A 19,458-nucleotide genomic window follows, 5' to 3' on the forward strand; every position below is an offset into this window, starting at 1 on the left:
GCTATCAGCAAGAGCGTTTTCCGCCAGGGGAGAGCCCGGGCCCGCGCCAAAAGACCGAGGCGGGGCGGGCCCTCGGATGGAGGGACCCGCCCCGCCTCGGAAGCGGAAGGAGAGAGGAGATCAGTGCCGGGCGGACAGCGCCCGCTGGCGGGCGTAGCCGATGACCGCGAGCACCGCCGTCATGCCGAGCGTGAAGTACAGCTGGGTGCTGGTGTCGTCCTCGCGGAGCATCAGGAGCAGGACGGCCACAGTGGCGGCCAGGGCGACGTAGGTCAGATAGGGGAAGAGCCACATCTTGACCACCAGCTTCTCCGGGGCCTCGCGCTGGAGGCGGCGGCGCATCACGAGCTGGGACACGGCGATGAAGCCCCAGACGACCAGCACCGCGGCGCCGACCATGTTGAGGAGCCACTTGAAGATGGTGTCCGGCCACCAGTAGCTGAGCAGGACGGCGACGAAGCCGAAGAAGGACGAGGCGAGCACGGTGAGGCGGGGGACGCCACCGAAGACCCGGCCGAGGAAGGCGGGGCCTTCGCCGCGGACGACCAGGGAGTAGGACATGCGGGAGGCGCCGTAGATGTTGGCGTTCATCGCGGAGAGCAGGGCGACCAGCACGATGACGTTCATGATGTTGCCGGCCGCCGGGATGTCGAGGTGGTCCAGGACCGCCACGTACGGGCCGTCCTTGACGACCGACGCGTCGTTCCACGGTATGAGCGTGACGACGACGACCATCGAGCCGACGTAGAACAGGGCGATGCGCCACATCGCGGTGCGCACGGCCCCGGCGACGCTCTTGACCGGGTTCTCGGACTCGGCCGCCGCGATCGTCACCGTCTCCAGGCCGCCGTAGGCGAAGACGGAGGCCAGCAGGCCGACGACGAGGCCGTTCGCGCCGTTGGGCATGAAGCCGCCCTCGCCGGTGAGGTTGCTGCTGCCGGGGGCGTCGGTGCCGGGCAGGACGCCGATGATGGCGAGGACGCCCAGGATGAGGAAGATGCCGATCGCGGCGATCTTCAGCGCGGCGAACCAGAACTCGAACTCGCCGAAGTTGCTGACGGCCGCGAGGTTGGTGCCGCAGAACATCGCCATGAAGACGGCGACCCACATCCAGGAGTCGGTGCCCGGGAACCAGTGGACCATGATCCCGGCCGCGCCGATCGCCTCGGCGGCGATGCCCACGCACAGCAGCACCCAGAACATCCAGCCGACGGTGAATCCGGCCCACGGCCCGATCGAGCGCTCGGCGTGCACGGAGAACGAACCGGAGGCCGGGTTGGCCGCCGACATCTCGCCGAGCATCCGCATCACGAGCATCACGAGCAGCCCGGAGAGCGCGTAGGCGAGGATGATCGAGGGCCCGGCGGCGGCGATTCCGGCACCGGAGCCGACGAACAGCCCGGCGCCGATCACGCCGCCGAGGGCGATCATCGACAGATGGCGCTGCTTGAGGCCGTGCGAGAGCGGCCGCGCGGCGTCCCCGCCCGCGTCGGTCGCCTTGGCGCCGCTCTGCGGCGCTGAGGACGCAGGTGTCGGGTTCATGGCTGGTCTCTGTCCCTTGTGTGAGGGGCGGGCGGATGCAAAACGCCCCCAGTGTGGGGCGTGCGTCCGATCAGGACAACATTGATGTCAAACTTTTCTGGATATCGGACATCATGGTCACGCTCCGTATCGCGCCATTCTGCGTGACTAATCTGCCCGAAGCCGCCAAGCCCGGGGCCCGGCATTTGTGCTGATCCGATGGTGTGGGGCGGCTTCACCTCGGGTTACCGTCGCGTAGTCCGCCCCCTCCCGACCCCGGAGTTCCGCTCATGAGCACTGTTTCTGCCGCCGCCCCGACCGGTACGGTCCTCGCCGACGCGGTCTTCCCCGCGCGGCGCGTTCTCGCCCGTGACACCGCGCTCGTCGTGGGTGGCGCCGTGCTCACCGGCCTCGCCGCGCAGATCTCGGTGCCCGTCCCCGGCTCGCCGGTGCCGGTGACCGGCCAGACGTTCGCCGCGCTGCTGGTGGGCACCTCGCTCGGGGCCCGCCGGGGCTTCCTGGCGCTCGCGCTGTACGCGCTGGCCGGGATGGCGGGCATGCCCTGGTTCGCCGAGGGCGACTCCGGAGCCGCGATGCCGTCCTTCGGCTATGTGCTGGGCATGCTGCTCGCCGCGACCGTGGTGGGCGCGCTGGCGCGGCGCGGCGGTGACCGGGGGGCGCTGCGCACCGCGGGCACGATGGCGGCCGGCTCCGCGATCATCTACGCGATCGGCGTCCCGTACCTGGCGCTGGCCACGGACATCTCCCTCGGCCAGGCGGTCGCCGCCGGACTGACCCCGTTCCTGATCGGGGACGCCCTGAAGGCCGCGCTGGCGATGGGCGCGCTGCCGGCCGCCTGGAAGCTGGTGGGCCGCCGCGGCTGAGCCGTCACCCTCATCGGTACACGTCGGGCGGGCTGGTTCCCCAGCCCGCCCGACGCATATCCGGTGAACGGCTTACGGGGCCACGGACTCCTTGGAGGCGTTCTCGGCCGGGGCGACCGGCTTGGGGCCGGCGATCCGGTCCCGTACCAGCGCGACGCCCACCACGAGCACCGCCACCAGGGTGGACAGCAGCACCTGGTCGCGTCCGTCCTTGTCGGTGAGCATGTAGAGCAGCACGAACGAGATCATCCCGATGGTCGCCCAGGTCAGATACGGGAAGCCCCACATCCGGACGACCAGCTTGTCCGGGTTCTCGCGCTGGATGATGCCGCGCATCCGCAGCTGGGTGAAGCAGATCACCAGCCAGACGAAGAGCGCGACCGCGCCCGAGGAGTTCAGCAGGAACTGGAAGATCGTGTCCGGCCACTGGTAGTTGAACCAGACCGCGACGAAGCCGAAGACGACCGAGCCGAGAATGGCGGTCTGCGGCACACCGCGCCCGTTGATCTTCGCGAACGCGGCCGGGGCGTCACCGCGCCTCCCGAGCGAGAAGGCCATGCGGGAGGCGGTGTAGAGGCCGGAGTTGAGACAGGAGAGCACGGCGGTCAGCACGATGACGTTCATGACCTGGCCGGCGTGCGGAATGCCGATCGAGTCGAGCGCGGCGACGTAACTGCCGTCCTTGGTGATCGACTTCGCGTCCCAGGGCAGCAGGGTGACCACGACGAAGATCGAGCCCAGGTAGAACACCGCGATCCGCCAGATCACGCTGTTGGTGGCCTTGGAGACGGCCCGCTGCGGGTCGGCGGACTCACCGGCGGCCAGGGTGACGATCTCGCTGCCCATGAAGGAGAAGACGACCAGCAGGATCCCGGTGAGGATCGCGCCCGGACCGTTGGGCAGGAAGCCGCTGTGGTCGGTGAGGTGGGACAGCCCCGCGCCCTCGTTGTCGGAACCTGGCAGGACGCCGAAGACCGCGAGCCCGCCGATGACGATGAAGGCGATGATCGCGACGACCTTGATCCCGGCGAACCAGAACTCGAACTCGCCGTAGGAGGAGACCGAGGCCAGGTTGGCGGCGGTGAGCACGAGCATCACGATCAGTGCCCAGCCCCACTGCGGTACGGCGGGCCACCACCCCTCCAGGATCTTGGCACCGGCGGTCGCCTCGACCGCCAGCACCACGACCCAGAAGAACCAGTAGAGCCAGCCGATCGAGAAGCCCGCCCAGCGGCCGAGCGCCCGGTCGGCATAGGCGGAGAAGGAGCCGGAGGTCGGATTCGCGGCGGCCATTTCGCCCAGCATGCGCATCACGAGGACGACCATGAGGCCGACGAGTGCGTAGGAGACGAGGATGCCCGGCCCGGCCTTGGCGATACCGGCGCTGGAGCCGACGAACAGCCCGGCGCCGATCACCCCGCCAATCGCGATCATGGACAGATGGCGGTTCTTGAGCCCGGCCTTGAGGCCGTCGGGGGAAGTCGCTGGTTGTGCGCTCATATGGCTCGATCCTTTGCTTCCGGAATAGGAGCGACGCCAGTGAATCTCAGGAGAACGAACAGGTGAACCTTCGATTTCAAATCGTTACTTGAGGTTTCCATGAGGTTCCTTGGTGTTGCGTGGTAATCACAGAGCGCCTACCCGGCTCGGCGGGAAAGACACGGCCGTGCCACACTCAGGGCATGCGCGTGTACCTCGGCTCCGATCATGCCGGATACGAACTGAAGAACCACCTCGTGGAGTGGCTCCGGGCGGGCGGTCATGACCCCGTCGACTGCGGCCCGCACATCTACGACGCCCAGGACGACTACCCGCCGTTCTGCCTGCGCGCCGCCGAGCGGACCGCCGCCGACGCCGACAGCCTCGGCATCGTGATCGGCGGCTCCGGCAACGGCGAGCAGATCGCGGCGAACAAGGTCAAGGGGGTACGCGCCGCACTGGCCTGGAGCGAGCAGACCGCCGCCCTCGCGCGCGAGCACAACGACGCCAACGTGATCAGCATCGGCGGGCGCATGCACACCCGGGAAGAGGCGATCAAGTTCGTCGAGATCTTCCTGGCCACCCCGTACTCGGGCGAGGAGCGGCACACCCGCCGCATCGCCATGCTCGCCGACTACGAGACCACCGGCGCACTGCCGCCCATCCCGGCCCATCACCCCGCCGGCGACTGATGCCCGAAGGGCACACCATCCACCGACTGGCTGCCGACCATCTCGACCGGTTCGGCGGCCGGCCCGTCCATGCCGCCAGCCCCCAGGGCAAGTTCGCCGACGGGGCGGCCCTCGTGGACGGACAGGTCCTCCAGCACGCCGAGGCACACGGCAAGCACCTCTTCCTGGATTTCGCGGCCACCGGCTGGGTCCATGTCCACCTCGGGCTCTTCGGCAAGTACGCCATCGGCCCGGCCCCCGCCCCGCCGCCCACCGAGACCGTACGGCTGCGGCTCGCGGGCCCCGGGGGTTACGCCGATCTGCGCGGGCCGACCGCCTGCGCCCTGATCACCGAGCCCGAGAAGCAGGCCATCCACGACCGCCTCGGACCCGATCCGCTGCGCCCCGACGACGACGGCGCCGGCGCCTGGGCCCGGATCTCCCGCAGCCGGGTCAGCGTGGCCGCGCTGCTCATGGACCAGAAGGTGGTCGCGGGCGTCGGCAACGTCTACCGCGCCGAGGTCCTGTTCCGGCACGGCATCGACCCGTACCGCCCGGGCCGCGGACTGACCCGCGCCGAATGGGACGCGATCTGGGCCGATCTCGCGGAGTTGATGCGCGAGGGCGTACGGAACAACCGGATCGACACGGTCCGCCCCGAGCACACCCCCGAGGCCATGGGCCGCCCGCCGCGCGTCGACGACCACGGCGGCGAGGTCTACGTCTACCGCCGGGCCGGGCAGCCCTGCCATGTCTGCGGCGGCGAGATCCGCACCGCGGGCCTGGCCGCCCGGAACCTGTTCTGGTGCCCCGCTTGCCAGCGGTCGTGATGCGCGTCGGCCGGCGCTCCGTCAGGTGGGACCGCCGCCCCGGCCGCCGGCGGAGCGCTCGCATTCGGTCAACTCCCGCCAGCGCGCGGTTTTCCCCGTCGATCGGGGTACGACACCGAAGGCGAACACCAGCTTTCCGTACCAATCATCCCAAACAGCCGATCGGCCGCCCCCGGCCCCGCGCTCATATCCCCATCCCCAGCAGCGGTTTCCCGTACACCCGAACGAATATCGCTTACGATTGCCCCCCTGGCTGGGTGGTTCAACGCGCCACGAATCGACGCGCGTCCGAACGGGTGGGTAGGGTCCCGATGCAATGACTGGCGGCGCGGACACTCCGATGGCCCGGATGCGCAAAGCTCTGCACCGGGTTCGCACCGGCGTGCGCAAAGCCGGAGTCGACTACTTCCGCGGCGAGGGCTCCGACCGGCTCGCCCTCACCCTGCTGCTCCTCGCCGTCCCCGCCATCGCCGGCGGCACCATTGCCACCCCCGACTGGTGCGCCCCCTCCGCCCTCGTCCTGCCGATCGTCGCGGGCGGACTGCTGCTGCGCCCCGCCAGCCTGCTCGCCCTGTACGCGGCCGCCGCCTCCGCCCTCATCGTGGAGTCCGCCGTCCTCGGCCCGTACACCGAGGAGGACACCTCCGCCCGGGTCACCCCCGGCACCATCCTCGTGGTCGCCGCCGTCGGCTTCTCCGGGCTGCTCATCGCCCAGTTCCGCAGCCGGGTCGGCGTGCCCTGGCGGCGCGGCGGCACCATGCTCTTCGACCTGCGCGAACGCATCCGCGTCCAGAGCAAGCTGCCCGCCCTGCCGCGCGGCTGGCACCGCGAGATGGCGCTGCGCCCGGCCGGCGGCCAGTCCTTCTCCGGCGACTTCGTGGTCGCCGCCCGCACCGGCAACGGCGGCCGCACCCTCGAAGTCGTCCTCACCGACGTCTCCGGCAAGGGCATGGACGCCGCCTCCCGCGCCCTCCTGCTCTCCGGCGCCTTCGGCGGCCTCCTCGGCTCGCTGCCCCCGCACGGCTTCCTCCCGGCCGCCAACGGCTATCTGCTGCGCCAGGACTGGGAAGAGGGCTTCGCGACCTCCGTCCACCTCGTACTCGACCTCGACAGCGGCGACTTCGAGCTCTTCTCCGCCGGACATCTGCCCGCGCTCCAGCTCAGCGCGGGCACCGGCAAATGGGAGGAGAAGTCCGCCGACGGCCCGCTGCTCGGCGTCTACGACGGCGCCCAGTTCGACCCCACCAAGGGCACCCTGCGCCCCGGGGACGTCCTGATGCTGTTCACCGACGGCCTCGTCGAGACCGCCGACCGCGACATCAGCGAGGGCATCGACCATCTGACCGGCGAGGCCGACCGCTACGTCGCCTCCGGCTTCCAGGGCGCGGCCTGGCACCTGATCGAGACGGTGGCCAAGGACGTCAACGACGACCGGGCGCTCCTGCTGATCTGCCGCCAGTAGGACCGTCGTACCGGGGGTTAACCCCCCTTGGACACGGCGGCGACCGCCATGGCTCCGGGACACCCCCGATCCCTAGGTTCGTAGGACCTCGCAGGACATCGGGCGACCTTACGGAGAAGGGCCACCACCATGCGGCTGCGCAAGCGGCGTACGACAGCGGCGCCCCCGGCACCGCACCCCGCCCCCCACGCCATCGAACTCCAGGGCGTCCAGCGCCGCTACGGCCGCGGCGGCAACGCCGTGCACGCGCTCCGCGGCATCGACCTCGCCCTCCCGCACGGCAGCTTCACCGCCGTCATGGGCCCCTCGGGCTCCGGCAAGTCGACGTTCCTGCAGTGCGCCGCCGGACTGGACCGGCCGACCGCCGGGTCCGTGACGCTCGGCGGCACGGAGATCACCGGGATGAGCGAGAACAAGCTCACCACGCTGCGCCGCAGCCGCCTCGGCTTCGTCTTCCAGGCGTTCAACCTGCTGCCCTCCCTCACCGTCGAGCAGAACGTGCTGCTCCCGATGCGGCTCGCCGGCGCCCGCCCCGACCGCCACCGGGCCCGCGAGATGCTGGCCCAGGTCGGGCTGCACGAGCACGCCCGGCGCCGCCCGGGACAGCTGTCCGGCGGGCAGCAACAGCGCGTGGCCATCGCCCGCGCCCTCGTCACCCGCCCCGACGTCGTCTTCGCCGACGAACCGACCGGCGCCCTGGACACCGTCACCGCCGCCGAGGTGCTGGGACTGCTGCGGCACGCGGTGGACACGCTCGGCGCGACCGTGGTGATGGTCACGCACGACCCGGTGGCCGCGAGCTACGCCGAGCGGGTGCTCTTCCTCGCGGACGGAAGGCTGGCCGACCGGCTCACCCGCGCCCCGGCGCACGAGATCGCCGACCGGATGACCCGGCTCACCGCCCGCACCCCCGCCGGCCTCGCCGTCGTCCGGTGAGGGCGCTCACCAACGGACTGGCCCGCGCCTCCGTCCGCTTCAAGCCCGCCGCCTTCGCGGGCACCTTCGTCGCCCTGATGATGACCGCGATGATCGTGTCCGCCTGCGGCATCCTGCTGGAGACCGGAGTACGGGCCTCCGTGCCGCCCGAGCGTTACGCGGGCGCCCCGGTCGTCGTCGCCGCCGACCAGCGCGCGCACTACACCGTCGGCCACGGGGAGGACCGGGAGGACGAGTCCGAGCCGGTCCCCGACCGGGCCCGGCTCGACGCCGCGCTCGTCACCACCGCCGCCCGCACCCCCGGGGCGGCGGCCGCCGCACCCGACACGGCCTTCCCGCTGCGCACGGGCGGCGGCTCACAGGGCGCGCTGACCGGCCACGGCTGGGGCGCGGCCCCCTTCACGGGCGTGACGCTCGCCACCGGCACACCGCCCCGGGCGGGCGGCATCGTGCTCGACGAGACCGCTGCCCGCGCGGCGGACACCGGAGTGGGCGACCGCGTCACGGTGAGCGCCCCGGACGGCCGGCACGTCTTCCGGGTGTCCGGCATCGCCCGGACCGCCCGCGGCACCCACGCCACCCCCACGGCCTGGTTCGCCGACGCCCGCGCCCGCGCCCTGTCCGGCCACCCCCGTACGGTCGACGCGATCCTCGTCCGCCCCGCCCCCGGCACCAGCCCGGACGGCCTGGCCGCACGGCTGAAGGACGCATACGGCGACACCGCGCACGGCACCACCGCGCGCGTGCACACCGGCGACGGACGCGGCGCGGTCGAGGACCCCTCGGTCACCGGGGCCAGGGAACTGCTCACCGCCCTCGGCGGCTCCTTCGGCGGGATCGCCACCGCCGTGGCCGTCTTCACCGCGGCGGGCACCGTCGCCCTCTCCGTCGGCCAGCGCGCCCGCGAGGTCGCCCTGCTGCGCGCGATCGGCGCCACCCCGCGCCAGATCCGCCGCTCCATCGCGGCCGAGGCGCTGCTCGTCGCCCCGCTCGCGGGCGCGCTCGGCTGCCTGCCCGGCATCGCCCTCGCGCACTGGTGGTTCGGACAGCTCGAGGCCAAGGGCGCGATCCCCGCCCCCATGGAACTGTCGGTCTCCTGGATTCCGCTGGTCACCGCGGTCGGCGCGGGGCTGGTCACCTCGCTCCTGGCGGGCCTCATGGCGGCGCGCCGCCCGGCGCGGATCAAACCGGGCCGGGCGCTCGGCGAGGCCGCCGTCGAGCGGCTGCGCCCCGGGGTGATCCGCACCCTGCTGGGCACGGCGGCGCTGGCCGGCGGCATCGTGCTCGCCGGGGTCGCCGCGTCGGCCTCCGGCGAGGACGCGGCCAACACCGCGCTCGGGATCGTGATGCTCTTCATGCTGGCCATGGCCCTGCTCGGTCCGCTGGTCGCCCTGCTGTGCGCCTGGCTGATCGGACTGCCGCTGCGCGCGGGCGCGGCCCCGGCCGTCCTGGCGTCGGCCAACTCCCTGGCCAACGCCCGCCGACTGGCCTCCGCGCTCACCCCGATCGTGCTGGCCATGGCGTTCTCCTCGACGCTCGTGTTCATGCACACCAGCGAGGACCACGCGATGGCCGGGCAGCGGCGCGCCGGGATCGTCGCCGATCACGTCGTCTCCGCACCCGGCGGCCTCCCGGCCGATACGGCCGACCGCGCGGCTGACGTACCCGGCGTCGCGGCGGCGGTGGGCGTGCTGCGCACCGGGGTGCTCGTGCCGACGGGCTCCGCGCTGGAGGGCGCGACGGCCCAGGGCGTCACCGGCACCGGCCGCGCGCTGGAGGCCGTACAGGACCTGGACGTCCGCAGCGGCCGCCTGGCGGATCTGGGACCGGGCCGGGTGGCGGTCGACGCGGGCCTCGCGCGATCCGCGCACGTCCGCGTGGGCGACCGGCTCCGGCTCCGCCTCCCGGACGGCACCAGGGCCGCACCCGAGGTGGTCGCGACGTACGGCCGGGGCCTGGGCGTCGCCCGCCTCACCCTGCCCCGCGCGGCCCTCGCGGCCCATGTCACCTCGTCCTTCGACGGCGACGTACTGGTACGGGACGACGCGGGCGCGGACCGTACGGCCGTCGCGGCGGCGCTCGGGAAGCGGCTCGGCGAGCGGGTCACCGGCCGGGACGGCTACGCGGCCGCCCAGGACCGGGACCGCGCGCTGAACGCCTGGTCCAACACCACCATGGCCGCGGTGCTCGGCGGCTTCGCCGCGGTCGCCGCCGTCAACACCCTGGTGATGACGGTCCTCGACCGCCGCCGGGAGCTGGGCACCCTGCGCCTGATCGGATCGACCCGGCGGCAGGTGCTGGGCATGGTGCGCTGGGAGGCGCTGCTGGTGGCCACGGCCGGTGTCGCGCTGGGCACGGCGATCGCCCTGGCCACGCTCGTACCGATGGTGCGCGGGCTGACCGGCGGGAGCCCGTACGTCCCGCCGCTGACCTACGCCGGGTTCGCGGGGGCGGCCGTGGCGCTCGGCCTCGCGGCGACCCTGCTGCCCGCCCGGGCGGCACTGCGCCGGGAGACGGCCGAACGGGGGTGAGCGGATAAGCGAAAGGGGCCGGGACCATGCGGTCCCGGCCCCTTTCGGGCGTTCTGTGAGCCGTCAGGCGGCCGTACGGTGACGGGCCTGCTCGGCGGGGTCCTTGCGGAAGGCCCACGTCATCTTCGGCTCCATCGCGAAGCGGAAGACGCGCTGCACCGGCGGGGTGCACAGCGCGGTGACCACACTGGCGGCGACGACGGTGACCGCGATCTCACCCAGCGGCTTGTGCACCCACTCGGCGTCGAACCAGCCCCAGAAGCGGGAGCCCTTGGCGAGGAAGCCGTGCAGCAGGTAGCCGTACAGCGTCCCGGCGCCCAGCACGGTGAACCACATGTGGCGCCGCGGCACCCAGGCGAAGAAGCAGGCGGTGAGGACCATCGAGCAGCCGAACATGGCCAGGGTCATCACGGGACCGGTCCACGCCGGGGCGTGGAGTTCCTGGACGCTGTCGCGGTGGTAGAACCAGGCCGAGTTCATCCGGGGCGCCGCCCAGTAGGCGAACAGCAGGGCGCACGCGAAGACCGGCACGGACGCGATCCGCATCTTGCGGCCCCGCATCAGCTGGAAGTGCTCGGGCTTCATGCACAGGCCGATGACGAAGAACGGCAGGAACTGCAGGACCCGCTGGAGGTCGAGGTCGTCGCCGATGTCGGGCGAGACGGACGCCAGGGTGGCGATCGCCAGCGAGAGCGGGACCGGCCAGCGCACCAGCTTCCAGATGGGCGTCGTGAGCCGCCACACGAACAGCGCGACCAGGAACCAGGTCAGGTACCAGGGGTCGAGCAGGCTGATCGGGTGGCTCGGGTCGTCGTCGGCCACCCGCTTGAAGAGGCTGTATGCCACTTCGAACAGCACATACGGCACCGCGACCCCGGTGATGAGCCGCCGGAGCCGGTCGGGCCGCATGTCGAAGCTGCGGGAGAAGAAGCCGGAGATGACGATGAAGGCCGGCATGTGGAAGGTGTACACGGTCATGTACAGGGCTTCCGCGGTGCGGCTCGAGTCGGTGAGCGGCTCCCACGAGTGGGCCATCGCGACCAGCACGATCGCGAGGTACTTCGCGTTGTCGAAGAACGCGTCCCGCTGCTTCGGCTTCTGCCCGGCAGGGGCACTGGCGGCGGGCGGAGTCGCCTGACGCCCTGCTTCTTCGCTCTGCGGTGTGGGGGGTGCCCCGGCCTCGGCCTCCCGGGCCGGGGGGAGCGGGGACCGCTGGGAACCGTGCGGGCGCAGGGAGTTGGTCACAGGCCCTCCCACCAGGAGCTGGGGGAGAGCACCCGGGACCGCACTGCGCGTGGGGGAGAGATGGCAGCGTGGAACATCTGAGGCACGATAGCGCCGAAACCTCTATTGCGTAAAACCTCGTCCAGGTCTTCCCCGGTAATACAGTTCACACTCCGGCCGATAGCCGACCGTTATCAAGTCGACATAGCGATCCGGTTGTTCGATATGAGGAACCGGACCGCCCGTTCTGTCGGGTTTCATCCCCCTTAAATGGTGCATATGCCCCTCAGGCGGCTCCGGCGGAATGTCTGATTCATGGAAATCGGAATTCCCTTCCGGGTTATGTGATCAGGCCGGGAATTGATCCACCGAATTGTGGGGAGCGTCACCCGTGACCGCTCGTGTAAAGGATTTCTGACGGGGTACCAAGGGGGTGGGTGTGGTGTGTGCCGACGCAGGTGATCACCTCACCCTGCTGCTGTGGAGCCGTAGTTGATGGCACGATGGTTGCAGCGGGGGTGTGCGAGGTCGCGTGCTTCCGGGGCCGGGTGAAGACATGAGCGACCGAGGAAGTGTGATCAGCTGTGGTCATTTCCCTGTCATTGGTGGTGCTGGTAGGGATCATCCTCGTACTGATGATCCGCGCCGGCAAGACGAAGCCGGGGCCGGCGCTGGTCGCCGCCCTTTTCGGCTTTCTCCTGGCCTCCTCCGACCTGGCGCCGAACATCCAGGACTTCCTCGACTCGGTCGCCAGCTCCATCAGCGACATCAACCTCTGAGTCGCGTCCGGGAACGCCGACGGCCCGGCTCCGGGGATCTCCCCGGGGCCGGGCCGTCGTGCGTCATGGAGCGGGCGACGGGAATCGAACCCGCGTAGCCAGTTTGGAAGACTGGGGCTCTACCATTGAGCTACGCCCGCATGCGCCGCTCGTCGCCCAGGTGTGATCACCTGCGACCGCGGCACGGGAAGCATCGTAGCGGGTCCGGGCCCTGTCCCGCACACCCTTGTCCCGCGGTGGAATAACAGGCAGCCGTGGCGTCCGCGGCCATGTACCCTACGTGTCGCACCGACGGGGTGTGGCGCAGCTTGGTAGCGCGTCCGCTTTGGGAGCGGAAGGTCGTCGGTTCGAATCCGGCCACCCCGACCATCCACTGGCGTCAAGATCGCGTTGTGGGCCGCGTCATGCTTGCGGTTACTATGCAAGCTGCGCGTCTGTGTCTTTCTCTACCGGGCGCGATCCGCTGCGAAGCATCAGTGCGAGGCAGCAGAACACCACACGTCAGCCCCAAGGAGACCGAACCGTGAAGAGCGCCGTGGAGAACCTGAACCCGACCCGGGTTCGGCTCACTGTCGAGGTGCCCTTCGAGGAGCTCAAGCCCAGCCTCGACGCGGCGTACAAGAAGATCAACCAGCAGGTCACGGTGCCTGGCTTCCGTAAGGGCAAGATCCCGGCCCGCATCATCGACCAGCGTTTCGGCCGCGGCGCGGTGCTGGAGGAGGCCGTCAACGACGCCCTCCCGAAGTTCTACACCGACGCGGTCAACGAAGGTGAGCTGAACCCGCTCGGGCAGCCCGAGGTCGACATCACCGAGCTCAAGGACAACGAGCTGCTGACGTTCACCGCCGAGGTGGACATCCGCCCGTCGATCGAGATCCCGGACTACTCCGGCATCGAGGTCACCGTCGACTCGGTCGAGGTCTCGGACGAGGACATCGACAAGTCGGTCGAGCAGCTGCGCGACCGCTTCGCCACCACCAGCCCCGTCGAGCGCGCCGCCGGCGAGGGCGACATCGTCGTGATCGACCTGGAGGCCAAGGTCGACGGCGAGGTGCTGGAGGACGGTGTCGCCGAGGGCGTCACCTACACCATCGGCTCCGGTGAGCTGCTCGACGGCATCGACGAGGCCGTGACCGGCCTGGAGGCCGGTGGCACCGCCACCTTCACCTCCGAGCTGAAGGGCGGCTCCGCGCAGGGCAAGGAGGCCGAGGTCTCCGTCAAGGTGAACGAGGTCAAGGCCCGGGAGCTGCCCGAGCTGGACGACGACTTCGCCCAGCTGGCCAGCGAGTTCGACACCCTCGAGGAGCTGCGCGCGGACAGCCGCAAGCGCCTGGAGCAGTCGAAGAAGTACGACCAGGCCACCCAGGCCCAGGAGAAGGTGCTGGATGCCCTCCTGGAGCTGGTCGAGGTGCCGATCCCCGAGAAGCTGCTCGAGGACGAGATCCAGACCCGGAAGCACAACCTGGAGCACCACCAGCTCGGCCAGATGGGCCTGAACCTGGAGTCCTACCTGGAGATCCAGGGCAAGACCGCCGAGGAGTTCGACGCCGAGCTCAAGGAGCAGGCGGAGAAGGGCATCCGGACCCAGTTCGTCCTCGACGAGCTGGTCAACAAGGAGCAGCTGTCCGTCGGCCAGGAGGAGCTCACCGAGCACCTGATGCGCCGTGCGCAGTCCTCCGGCATGAGCCCGGACCAGTTCGCCCAGCAGGTCGTCGAGGGCGGCCAGGTGCCGATGCTCGTCGGTGAGGTCGCCCGCGGCAAGGCGCTCGCCGTCGTGGTCGAGGCCGCCAAGGTCGTGGACGACAAGGGCGAGACCGTCGACCTCGACGACGAGGACGAGACCGCGGAGACGGTCGAGGCCGCCGCCGAGGGCACCGAGGCGGGCGACGAGGCCGCTGAGGCCACCGAGGCCGCCGCCGAGGCCGCTCCCGAGCAGGAGAAGGCGCAGGACAAGGCCGAGGGCTGATCCTGGCCGCTCCGCAGCCCGTACGAACGGGCCCGAACGTCTGCGCGCGTCCGGGCCCGTTCGTGTTCCGCGAACCTTTTCGTGAATCCTTTCCGTGCATCCTTTTGTGAAGGCGTTGCACGAAGGCCGCGTGGGCGGCGGAACCTGCGCTCAGAGCGAACAGTTCCTGATGCGGGATGGCGCCCGCCGACCAGCGCGTTAGGGTCCGTAGATACGAGGGCAGGGAGTCTCGCAGGCCCGCCGGATCGCACCGGCCGGCCCGTCCCGAGCCCAGAAGAAGACGCTGAGACGGCCAGTCGCCGTCAGAGACGAGCAGGTGGATACGTGACGAATACGATGCCTTCCGCCGCCGGCGAGCCGACCGGCGGTGGCCTCGGCGACCAGGTCTACAACCGGCTGCTCGGTGAGCGGATCATCTTCCTCGGCCAGCCGGTCGACGACGAAATCGCCAACAAGATCACCGCGCAGCTGCTCCTGCTCGCCGCGGACCCGGACAAGGACATCAACCTCTACATCAACTCTCCGGGCGGCTCGATCTCGGCGGGCATGGCGATCTACGACACCATGCAGTTCATCCCGAACGACGTCGTCACCATCGCCATGGGCCTCGCCGCCTCGATGGGACAGTTCCTGCTGAGCGCGGGCACCCCCGGCAAGCGGTTCGCGCTGCCGAACGCCGAGATCCTGATCCATCAGCCGTCCGCTGGCCTGGCCGGTTCGGCCTCGGACATCAAGATCCACGCCGAGCGGCTGCTGCACACCAAGAAGCGGATGGCCGAGCTGACCGCGTTCCACACCGGTCAGACCGTCGAGCAGATCACCCGCGACTCCGACCGCGACCGCTGGTTCTCCGCCCAGGAGGCCAAGGAGTACGGCCTGGTCGACGACGTCATGGCCTCGGCCTCGGGCGTTCCGGGCGGGGGCGGCACCGGGGCCTGAGCCCCGCCGTCCCGTTAGCCGACCTCCAGCCCTTTGATCGCCACAGGATGGTGAACACCCAGATGAACAACTTTCCCGGCAGCGGCCTCTACGACGGCCCGATGGCCGAATCGCGCTATGTCGTTCCGCGCTTCGTCGAGCGCACCTCCCAGGGTGTCCGGGAGTACGACCCGTACGCGAAGCTCTTCGAGGAGCGCGTGATCTTCCTGGGCGTCCAGATCGACGACGCCTCGGCCAACGACGTCATGGCGCAGCTCCTGTGCCTGGAATCGATGGACCCGGACCGCGACATCTCGGTCTACATCAACTCGCCCGGCGGCTCGTTCACCGCGCTGACCGCCATTTACGACACGATGCAGTTCGTCAAGCCCGATATCCAGACGGTGTGCATGGGCCAGGCGGCGTCCGCCGCGGCCGTGCTGCTCGCCGCCGGTACCCCCGGCAAGCGGATGGCGCTCCCCAACGCCCGTATCCTGATCCACCAGCCGTACAGTGAGACGGGCCGGGGTCAGGTCTCCGACCTGGAGATCGCGGCCAACGAGATCCTGCGGATGCGGTCGCAGCTGGAGGAGATGCTGGCCAAGCACTCCACCACGCCGATCGAGAAGATCCGCGACGACATCGAGCGTGACAAGATCCTGACCGCCGAGGAGTCGCTGGCGTACGGTCTGGTCGACCAGATCGTCTCGACCCGTAAGACCTCGGTCGGCCTGGGCTGAAGCCCGGGCGGCCCGGCGCCCCTTGGACCAGTTCGGTCCAAGGGGGGCCCGAACCGGGGGCCCGGCAAGGTACCGTCATAGAGGGCTGGGGGCCGGCCCCCGGAAACATCAAGCGGAAAGCTCGCAGCGCAAGCACCCGGTTCCGCGGAGCAAAGCGGATCCAAGGCGAAGGGGAAGCACCTCGTGGCACGCATCGGTGACGGCGGCGACCTGCTCAAGTGCTCGTTCTGCGGAAAGAGCCAGAAGCAGGTGAAGAAGCTCATCGCGGGCCCTGGTGTGTACATCTGCGATGAGTGCATCGATCTCTGCAACGAGATCATCGAGGAAGAGCTGGCCGAGACCTCCGAGGTGCGCTGGGAGGAACTCCCCAAGCCGCGGGAGATCTACGAGTTCCTCGAGGGCTATGTGGTCGGCCAGGAGGCCGCCAAGAAGGCCCTGTCCGTCGCGGTCTACAACCACTACAAGCGGGTTCAGGCCGGAGAGAACGGCAGCCACAGCAAGGACGACGGCATCGAGTTGGCGAAGTCCAACATCCTGCTGCTCGGCCCGACCGGCTCCGGGAAGACCCTGCTCGCGCAGACCCTCGCCCGGATGCTGAACGTTCCCTTCGCCATCGCCGACGCCACCGCGCTCACCGAGGCGGGCTACGTCGGCGAGGACGTGGAGAACATCCTCCTCAAGCTGATCCAGGCCGCCGACTACGACGTCAAGAAGGCCGAGACGGGCATCATCTACATCGATGAGATCGACAAGGTGGCCCGCAAGAGCGAGAACCCCTCGATCACCCGCGATGTCTCCGGCGAGGGTGTGCAGCAGGCGCTGCTGAAGATCCTCGAGGGCACCACGGCCTCCGTTCCGCCGCAGGGCGGCCGGAAACACCCGCACCAGGAATTCATTCAGATCGACACGACGAACGTGCTGTTCATCGTGGGCGGTGCCTTCGCCGGTCTGGAGAAGATCATCGAGTCGCGGGCCGGTGCCAAGGGCATCGGCTTCGGCGCCACGATCCGCTCCAAGCGCGAGATCGAGGCCAGCGACCAGTTCCAGGAGGTCATGCCGGAGGACCTGGTGAAGTTCGGGATGATCCCGGAGTTCATCGGCCGGCTCCCCGTCATCACCTCCGTCCACAACCTCGACCGCGAGGCGCTGCTGCAGATCCTGGTCGAGCCGCGGAACGCGCTGGTGAAGCAGTACCAGCGGCTGTTCGAACTCGACGGCGTGGAGCTGGACTTCGACCGCCCCGCCCTGGAGGCCATCGCCGACCAGGCGATCCTGCGCGGCACCGGCGCGCGGGGCTTGCGCGCCATCATCGAAGAGGTCCTGATGTCGGCGATGTACGAGGTGCCGTCCCGCAAGGACGTGGCCCGCGTCGTCATCACCGAGGACGTCGTCCACTCGAACGTCAACCCGACGCTGGTGCCCCGCTCGCGCGGCACCGAGCCGGGTGAACGGCACGAGAAGAGCGCGTGAGCGCCGCGTAGAGCGCATACGAAGAGGGCCCCGGTCTCCCCGGGGCCCTCTTCATGTCACAGGCCGCCGTAGGGCCTCCTGTGGGCGGGCGGGGCTAGGCGGGCTCGCGGGTGTCCTTGTAGATGCCCGCGGTCACCTTCGCGAAGGCTTCCAGGTCGACGTCGGACGCGGTGGTGTTCTCCGCGTTGACGTCCAGCACCATCGCCGCGTCCGTCTCCTCCGCCCACGCGCACGCCGGGGCGTAGATCCGCTCGTACATCTTCACGACTTCGCAGTCGATGGCGGGGCCGTCCGCGCCGTCCGGCCGGAACGTCTTGCGCTTCTGCTCGACGGACGGAGTGCCCTCGCCGTCCTCGAAGCCCTTGAACATCCCGTCCTTGACCCGGGCGGGGTCGTCGATCTCCCCGTACATGCCGGAGAACGCGAGCCCCGAGTTCTCGTCGTCGGCGCGCTGGTACTGCCCGAGGACGGATGTCGCGCCCTTGGGCATGCTGCCCTGCACGCTGGTGCCCTCGTCCCTCAGCTCATCGGTGCCCTTGGACAGGGTGTACGTGCCGTTGTCGAGCGTCTTGGGGGTGACGAGCCGCATCGGCGCGGGGCCGCCGTCGCCGCCGGACAGCACCACGGCGCCGGTGACGATCGCCCCCACCACCACGAGCCCCGCCGCCGACATCGCGATGATCTTGGTGCGATTGCGGCCCGGCGGGGGCCCGGGCGGCGCCGGGTAGCCCGGCTGCGCAGCCTGTCCATAGGGACCCGGCGCTTGCGGATAGCCGTACCCCGGCTGGGCCGGCTGCGGATAGCCGTAACCCGGGTTCTGCGCGTACGGGTTGGGCACCGCGGACGGCTGCTGCCCCCCGCCGTACGGATTGGGCTGGGCGCCCCCGTACGGGCCGGGCCCGCCGCCGCCGTAGGGACCGGGCGGCGGCGGTGGCTGGTTGTGGCTCATGGGTGTGGGGGTATCCCTCCGGACGGTGGACGGCGTGTGGACGGGGACGGTGCGGAACCGCGCCGGGAACGCGACTACTTGGGGATCTCGACGCGCGCGTCCTTGCGGACCTTCGCTGTGATCTCCGCGGCCGCGTCCAGCGACATGCTCTTGCCGGAAAGCGCGGCCGCGGTGTCGGAGACGACCACATAGGCGATCGTGCTGTGGTCGCCCCACATGCAGATCGGGATGGTGAATCCCTTGGTGGGCAGGCCGCTGGAACCGGAGTCCCCGCTCGGGGTGAACTTGGCGTTCTGGCACTTCATCACGGCGTTGTCGAGCCCGCTGGGGGACACCTTCTCCGGGCTGCCCACCAGCTCGGCCTTCATGCTGCCGGCCGACTTGTCCTTCTCGGACTCCTCGGCGATCTTCGAGAAGGCGCCGTCCACGACCGCCTCGGGGTCCTTCACCTCACCCCAGACGCCGTTGAGCTGCAGCTGCTTCGAACTCATGCCCTCGCCGGACTTGTAGTCCGCGCCCTCGGTCTTCGGGTTGCTGACGCCGAACTTCTCGAAGTCGTCCGCGTCCGACGAGGTGATCCCGCCGCCGCTGGAGGAGTCGGACTTCGTGTACTCACCGGCCACGGTCTGCGGGGTGGTGAGCTTGTAGCGCTTGCCGTCGTCGGCGACCGTGCCGCCGCCGTCCCCGCCGCTGAACGCCACGACACCGCCGACCACCGCGGCCACCACGACCACCGCGCCGATGGCTATCGCCAGGCCCTTCTTCTTGCCGCCGCCCTGGCCCGGGCCCGGCTGGTACGGCCCCGGCATGCCCGGCTGGCCGTACGGCTGCTGGCCGTAGGGCTGCTGACCATACGGCTGCTGGCCGTACGGCTGCTGCGGCTGGCCGTACGGGTTCGGGGGCTGACCGGGCTGACCGGGCTGCTGCGGGTGGCCGTAGCCGGACTGCGGGGGCTGTCCGTACGGACCGGGCTGCTGGGGCGGCTGCTGCGGGTAGCCGTAGCCGGGCTGGCCGGCGGCACCGCCTTGTCCGTACGGACCCGGCTGCTGGGGCTGCTGACCGTAGGGGCCCGGCTGGTTGTGACTCATGTTCTTCCCT

The 19,458-nt window shown here is 70.3% G+C and carries 16 protein-coding genes and 2 tRNA genes; 12 read left to right on the plus strand and 6 right to left on the minus strand.

Annotation, left to right across the window (positions count from 1 at the left end; translation table 11 throughout):
- Positions 1-120: 120 nt before the first annotated feature.
- Positions 121-1,542 (minus strand): amino acid permease, encoded by a 1,422-nt coding sequence (locus tag ACFZCY_RS32895; protein ID WP_391181513.1) that lies wholly within the window; start codon positions 1,540-1,542, stop codon positions 121-123.
- Positions 1,543-1,811: 269 nt separating this feature from the next.
- Here ACFZCY_RS32895 and ACFZCY_RS32900 point away from each other — a divergent pair, with 269 nt between their 5' ends.
- Entirely contained in the window at positions 1,812-2,405 is a 594-nt protein-coding gene (locus ACFZCY_RS32900; protein ID WP_391181516.1) for a biotin transporter BioY, read from the plus strand.
- A gap of 72 nt (positions 2,406-2,477) precedes the next feature.
- Here the strand turns inward: ACFZCY_RS32900 and ACFZCY_RS32905 are convergent, their stop codons facing one another.
- Complete coding sequence (locus ACFZCY_RS32905; protein WP_391181519.1) at positions 2,478-3,905, minus strand: amino acid permease; 1,428 nt, start codon at positions 3,903-3,905, stop codon at positions 2,478-2,480.
- A 182-nt stretch (positions 3,906-4,087) separates the two neighbouring features.
- Here ACFZCY_RS32905 and ACFZCY_RS32910 point away from each other — a divergent pair, with 182 nt between their 5' ends.
- The 5 genes from ACFZCY_RS32910 (at position 4,088) to ACFZCY_RS32930 (ending at position 10,314) form a co-directional block, all read left to right on the plus strand.
- Entirely contained in the window at positions 4,088-4,576 is a 489-nt protein-coding gene (locus tag ACFZCY_RS32910; RefSeq protein WP_391181521.1) for a ribose-5-phosphate isomerase, read from the plus strand.
- Entirely contained in the window at positions 4,576-5,385 is an 810-nt protein-coding gene (locus ACFZCY_RS32915; protein ID WP_391181523.1) for a DNA-formamidopyrimidine glycosylase family protein, read from the plus strand. Before ACFZCY_RS32910 ends, ACFZCY_RS32915 begins: the two co-directional genes overlap by 1 nt.
- Positions 5,386-5,734: 349 nt before the next feature.
- Positions 5,735-6,847: a SpoIIE family protein phosphatase gene (locus tag ACFZCY_RS32920; protein WP_391181526.1), complete on the plus strand. Its 1,113-nt coding sequence runs from the start codon at positions 5,735-5,737 to the stop codon at positions 6,845-6,847.
- A 129-nt stretch (positions 6,848-6,976) separates the two neighbouring features.
- Entirely contained in the window at positions 6,977-7,783 is an 807-nt protein-coding gene (locus tag ACFZCY_RS32925; RefSeq protein WP_391181529.1) for an ATP-binding cassette domain-containing protein, read from the plus strand.
- Positions 7,780-10,314 (plus strand): FtsX-like permease family protein, encoded by a 2,535-nt coding sequence (locus ACFZCY_RS32930; protein ID WP_391181531.1) that lies wholly within the window; start codon positions 7,780-7,782, stop codon positions 10,312-10,314. Before ACFZCY_RS32925 ends, ACFZCY_RS32930 begins: the two co-directional genes overlap by 4 nt.
- Before the next feature lie 63 nt (positions 10,315-10,377).
- On the opposite strand, the gene ACFZCY_RS32935 is transcribed toward ACFZCY_RS32930, so the two are convergent.
- On the minus strand, positions 10,378-11,559 hold the full coding sequence (locus tag ACFZCY_RS32935) for an acyltransferase family protein (protein ID WP_391181534.1): 1,182 nt from the start codon (positions 11,557-11,559) through the stop codon (positions 10,378-10,380).
- A 563-nt stretch (positions 11,560-12,122) separates the two neighbouring features.
- Between ACFZCY_RS32935 and ACFZCY_RS32940 the strand changes: the two genes are divergently transcribed.
- Complete coding sequence (locus tag ACFZCY_RS32940; protein ID WP_055552862.1) at positions 12,123-12,317, plus strand: hypothetical protein; 195 nt, start codon at positions 12,123-12,125, stop codon at positions 12,315-12,317.
- A gap of 66 nt (positions 12,318-12,383) precedes the next feature.
- Here ACFZCY_RS32940 and ACFZCY_RS32945 read toward each other — a convergent pair.
- Positions 12,384-12,457, minus strand: a tRNA-Gly gene (locus tag ACFZCY_RS32945).
- 152 nt (positions 12,458-12,609) lie between these two features.
- Between ACFZCY_RS32945 and ACFZCY_RS32950 the strand changes: the two genes are divergently transcribed.
- The 5 genes from ACFZCY_RS32950 (at position 12,610) to clpX (ending at position 17,411) form a co-directional block, all read left to right on the plus strand.
- Positions 12,610-12,686: transfer RNA gene (locus ACFZCY_RS32950), tRNA-Pro, on the plus strand.
- A 154-nt stretch (positions 12,687-12,840) separates the two neighbouring features.
- Positions 12,841-14,283, plus strand: a complete 1,443-nt coding sequence (tig, locus tag ACFZCY_RS32955; RefSeq protein WP_391181536.1) for a trigger factor — start codon at positions 12,841-12,843, stop codon at positions 14,281-14,283.
- A gap of 324 nt (positions 14,284-14,607) precedes the next feature.
- A complete protein-coding gene (locus tag ACFZCY_RS32960; protein ID WP_361481694.1) occupies positions 14,608-15,222 on the plus strand; it encodes an ATP-dependent Clp protease proteolytic subunit in 615 nt (204 codons plus the stop codon).
- Positions 15,223-15,284: 62 nt separating this feature from the next.
- Positions 15,285-15,941, plus strand: coding sequence for an ATP-dependent Clp protease proteolytic subunit (locus ACFZCY_RS32965; protein ID WP_055553128.1), 657 nt, complete (start codon positions 15,285-15,287; stop codon positions 15,939-15,941).
- 183 nt (positions 15,942-16,124) lie between these two features.
- Positions 16,125-17,411: an ATP-dependent Clp protease ATP-binding subunit ClpX gene (gene clpX, locus ACFZCY_RS32970; protein WP_123104843.1), complete on the plus strand. Its 1,287-nt coding sequence runs from the start codon at positions 16,125-16,127 to the stop codon at positions 17,409-17,411.
- A 94-nt stretch (positions 17,412-17,505) separates the two neighbouring features.
- Here the strand turns inward: clpX and ACFZCY_RS32975 are convergent, their stop codons facing one another.
- A complete protein-coding gene (locus ACFZCY_RS32975; protein WP_391181542.1) occupies positions 17,506-18,360 on the minus strand; it encodes a hypothetical protein in 855 nt (284 codons plus the stop codon).
- 74 nt (positions 18,361-18,434) lie between these two features.
- Positions 18,435-19,448, minus strand: coding sequence for a hypothetical protein (locus ACFZCY_RS32980; RefSeq protein ID WP_391181545.1), 1,014 nt, complete (start codon positions 19,446-19,448; stop codon positions 18,435-18,437).
- Between the last annotated feature and the right edge of the window lie 10 nt (positions 19,449-19,458).

Source organism: Streptomyces sp. NPDC007983 (assembly GCF_042958345.1).
In the GTDB taxonomy this organism is placed as follows: Bacteria; Actinomycetota; Actinomycetes; order Streptomycetales; family Streptomycetaceae; genus Streptomyces.

Coding starts and splice junctions, on each gene's coding strand:
- ACFZCY_RS32895 (WP_391181513.1), bottom strand. CDS start 1,542: ATGAACCCGACACCTGCGTCCTCAGCGCCGCAGAGCGGCGCCAAGGCG.
- ACFZCY_RS32900 (WP_391181516.1), top strand. CDS start 1,812: ATGAGCACTGTTTCTGCCGCCGCCCCGACCGGTACGGTCCTCGCCGAC.
- ACFZCY_RS32905 (WP_391181519.1), bottom strand. CDS start 3,905: ATGAGCGCACAACCAGCGACTTCCCCCGACGGCCTCAAGGCCGGGCTC.
- ACFZCY_RS32910 (WP_391181521.1), top strand. CDS start 4,088: ATGCGCGTGTACCTCGGCTCCGATCATGCCGGATACGAACTGAAGAAC.
- ACFZCY_RS32915 (WP_391181523.1), top strand. CDS start 4,576: ATGCCCGAAGGGCACACCATCCACCGACTGGCTGCCGACCATCTCGAC.
- ACFZCY_RS32920 (WP_391181526.1), top strand. CDS start 5,735: ATGCGCAAAGCTCTGCACCGGGTTCGCACCGGCGTGCGCAAAGCCGGA.
- ACFZCY_RS32925 (WP_391181529.1), top strand. CDS start 6,977: ATGCGGCTGCGCAAGCGGCGTACGACAGCGGCGCCCCCGGCACCGCAC.
- ACFZCY_RS32965 (WP_055553128.1), top strand. CDS start 15,285: ATGAACAACTTTCCCGGCAGCGGCCTCTACGACGGCCCGATGGCCGAA.
- ACFZCY_RS32975 (WP_391181542.1), bottom strand. CDS start 18,360: ATGAGCCACAACCAGCCACCGCCGCCGCCCGGTCCCTACGGCGGCGGC.
- ACFZCY_RS32980 (WP_391181545.1), bottom strand. CDS start 19,448: ATGAGTCACAACCAGCCGGGCCCCTACGGTCAGCAGCCCCAGCAGCCG.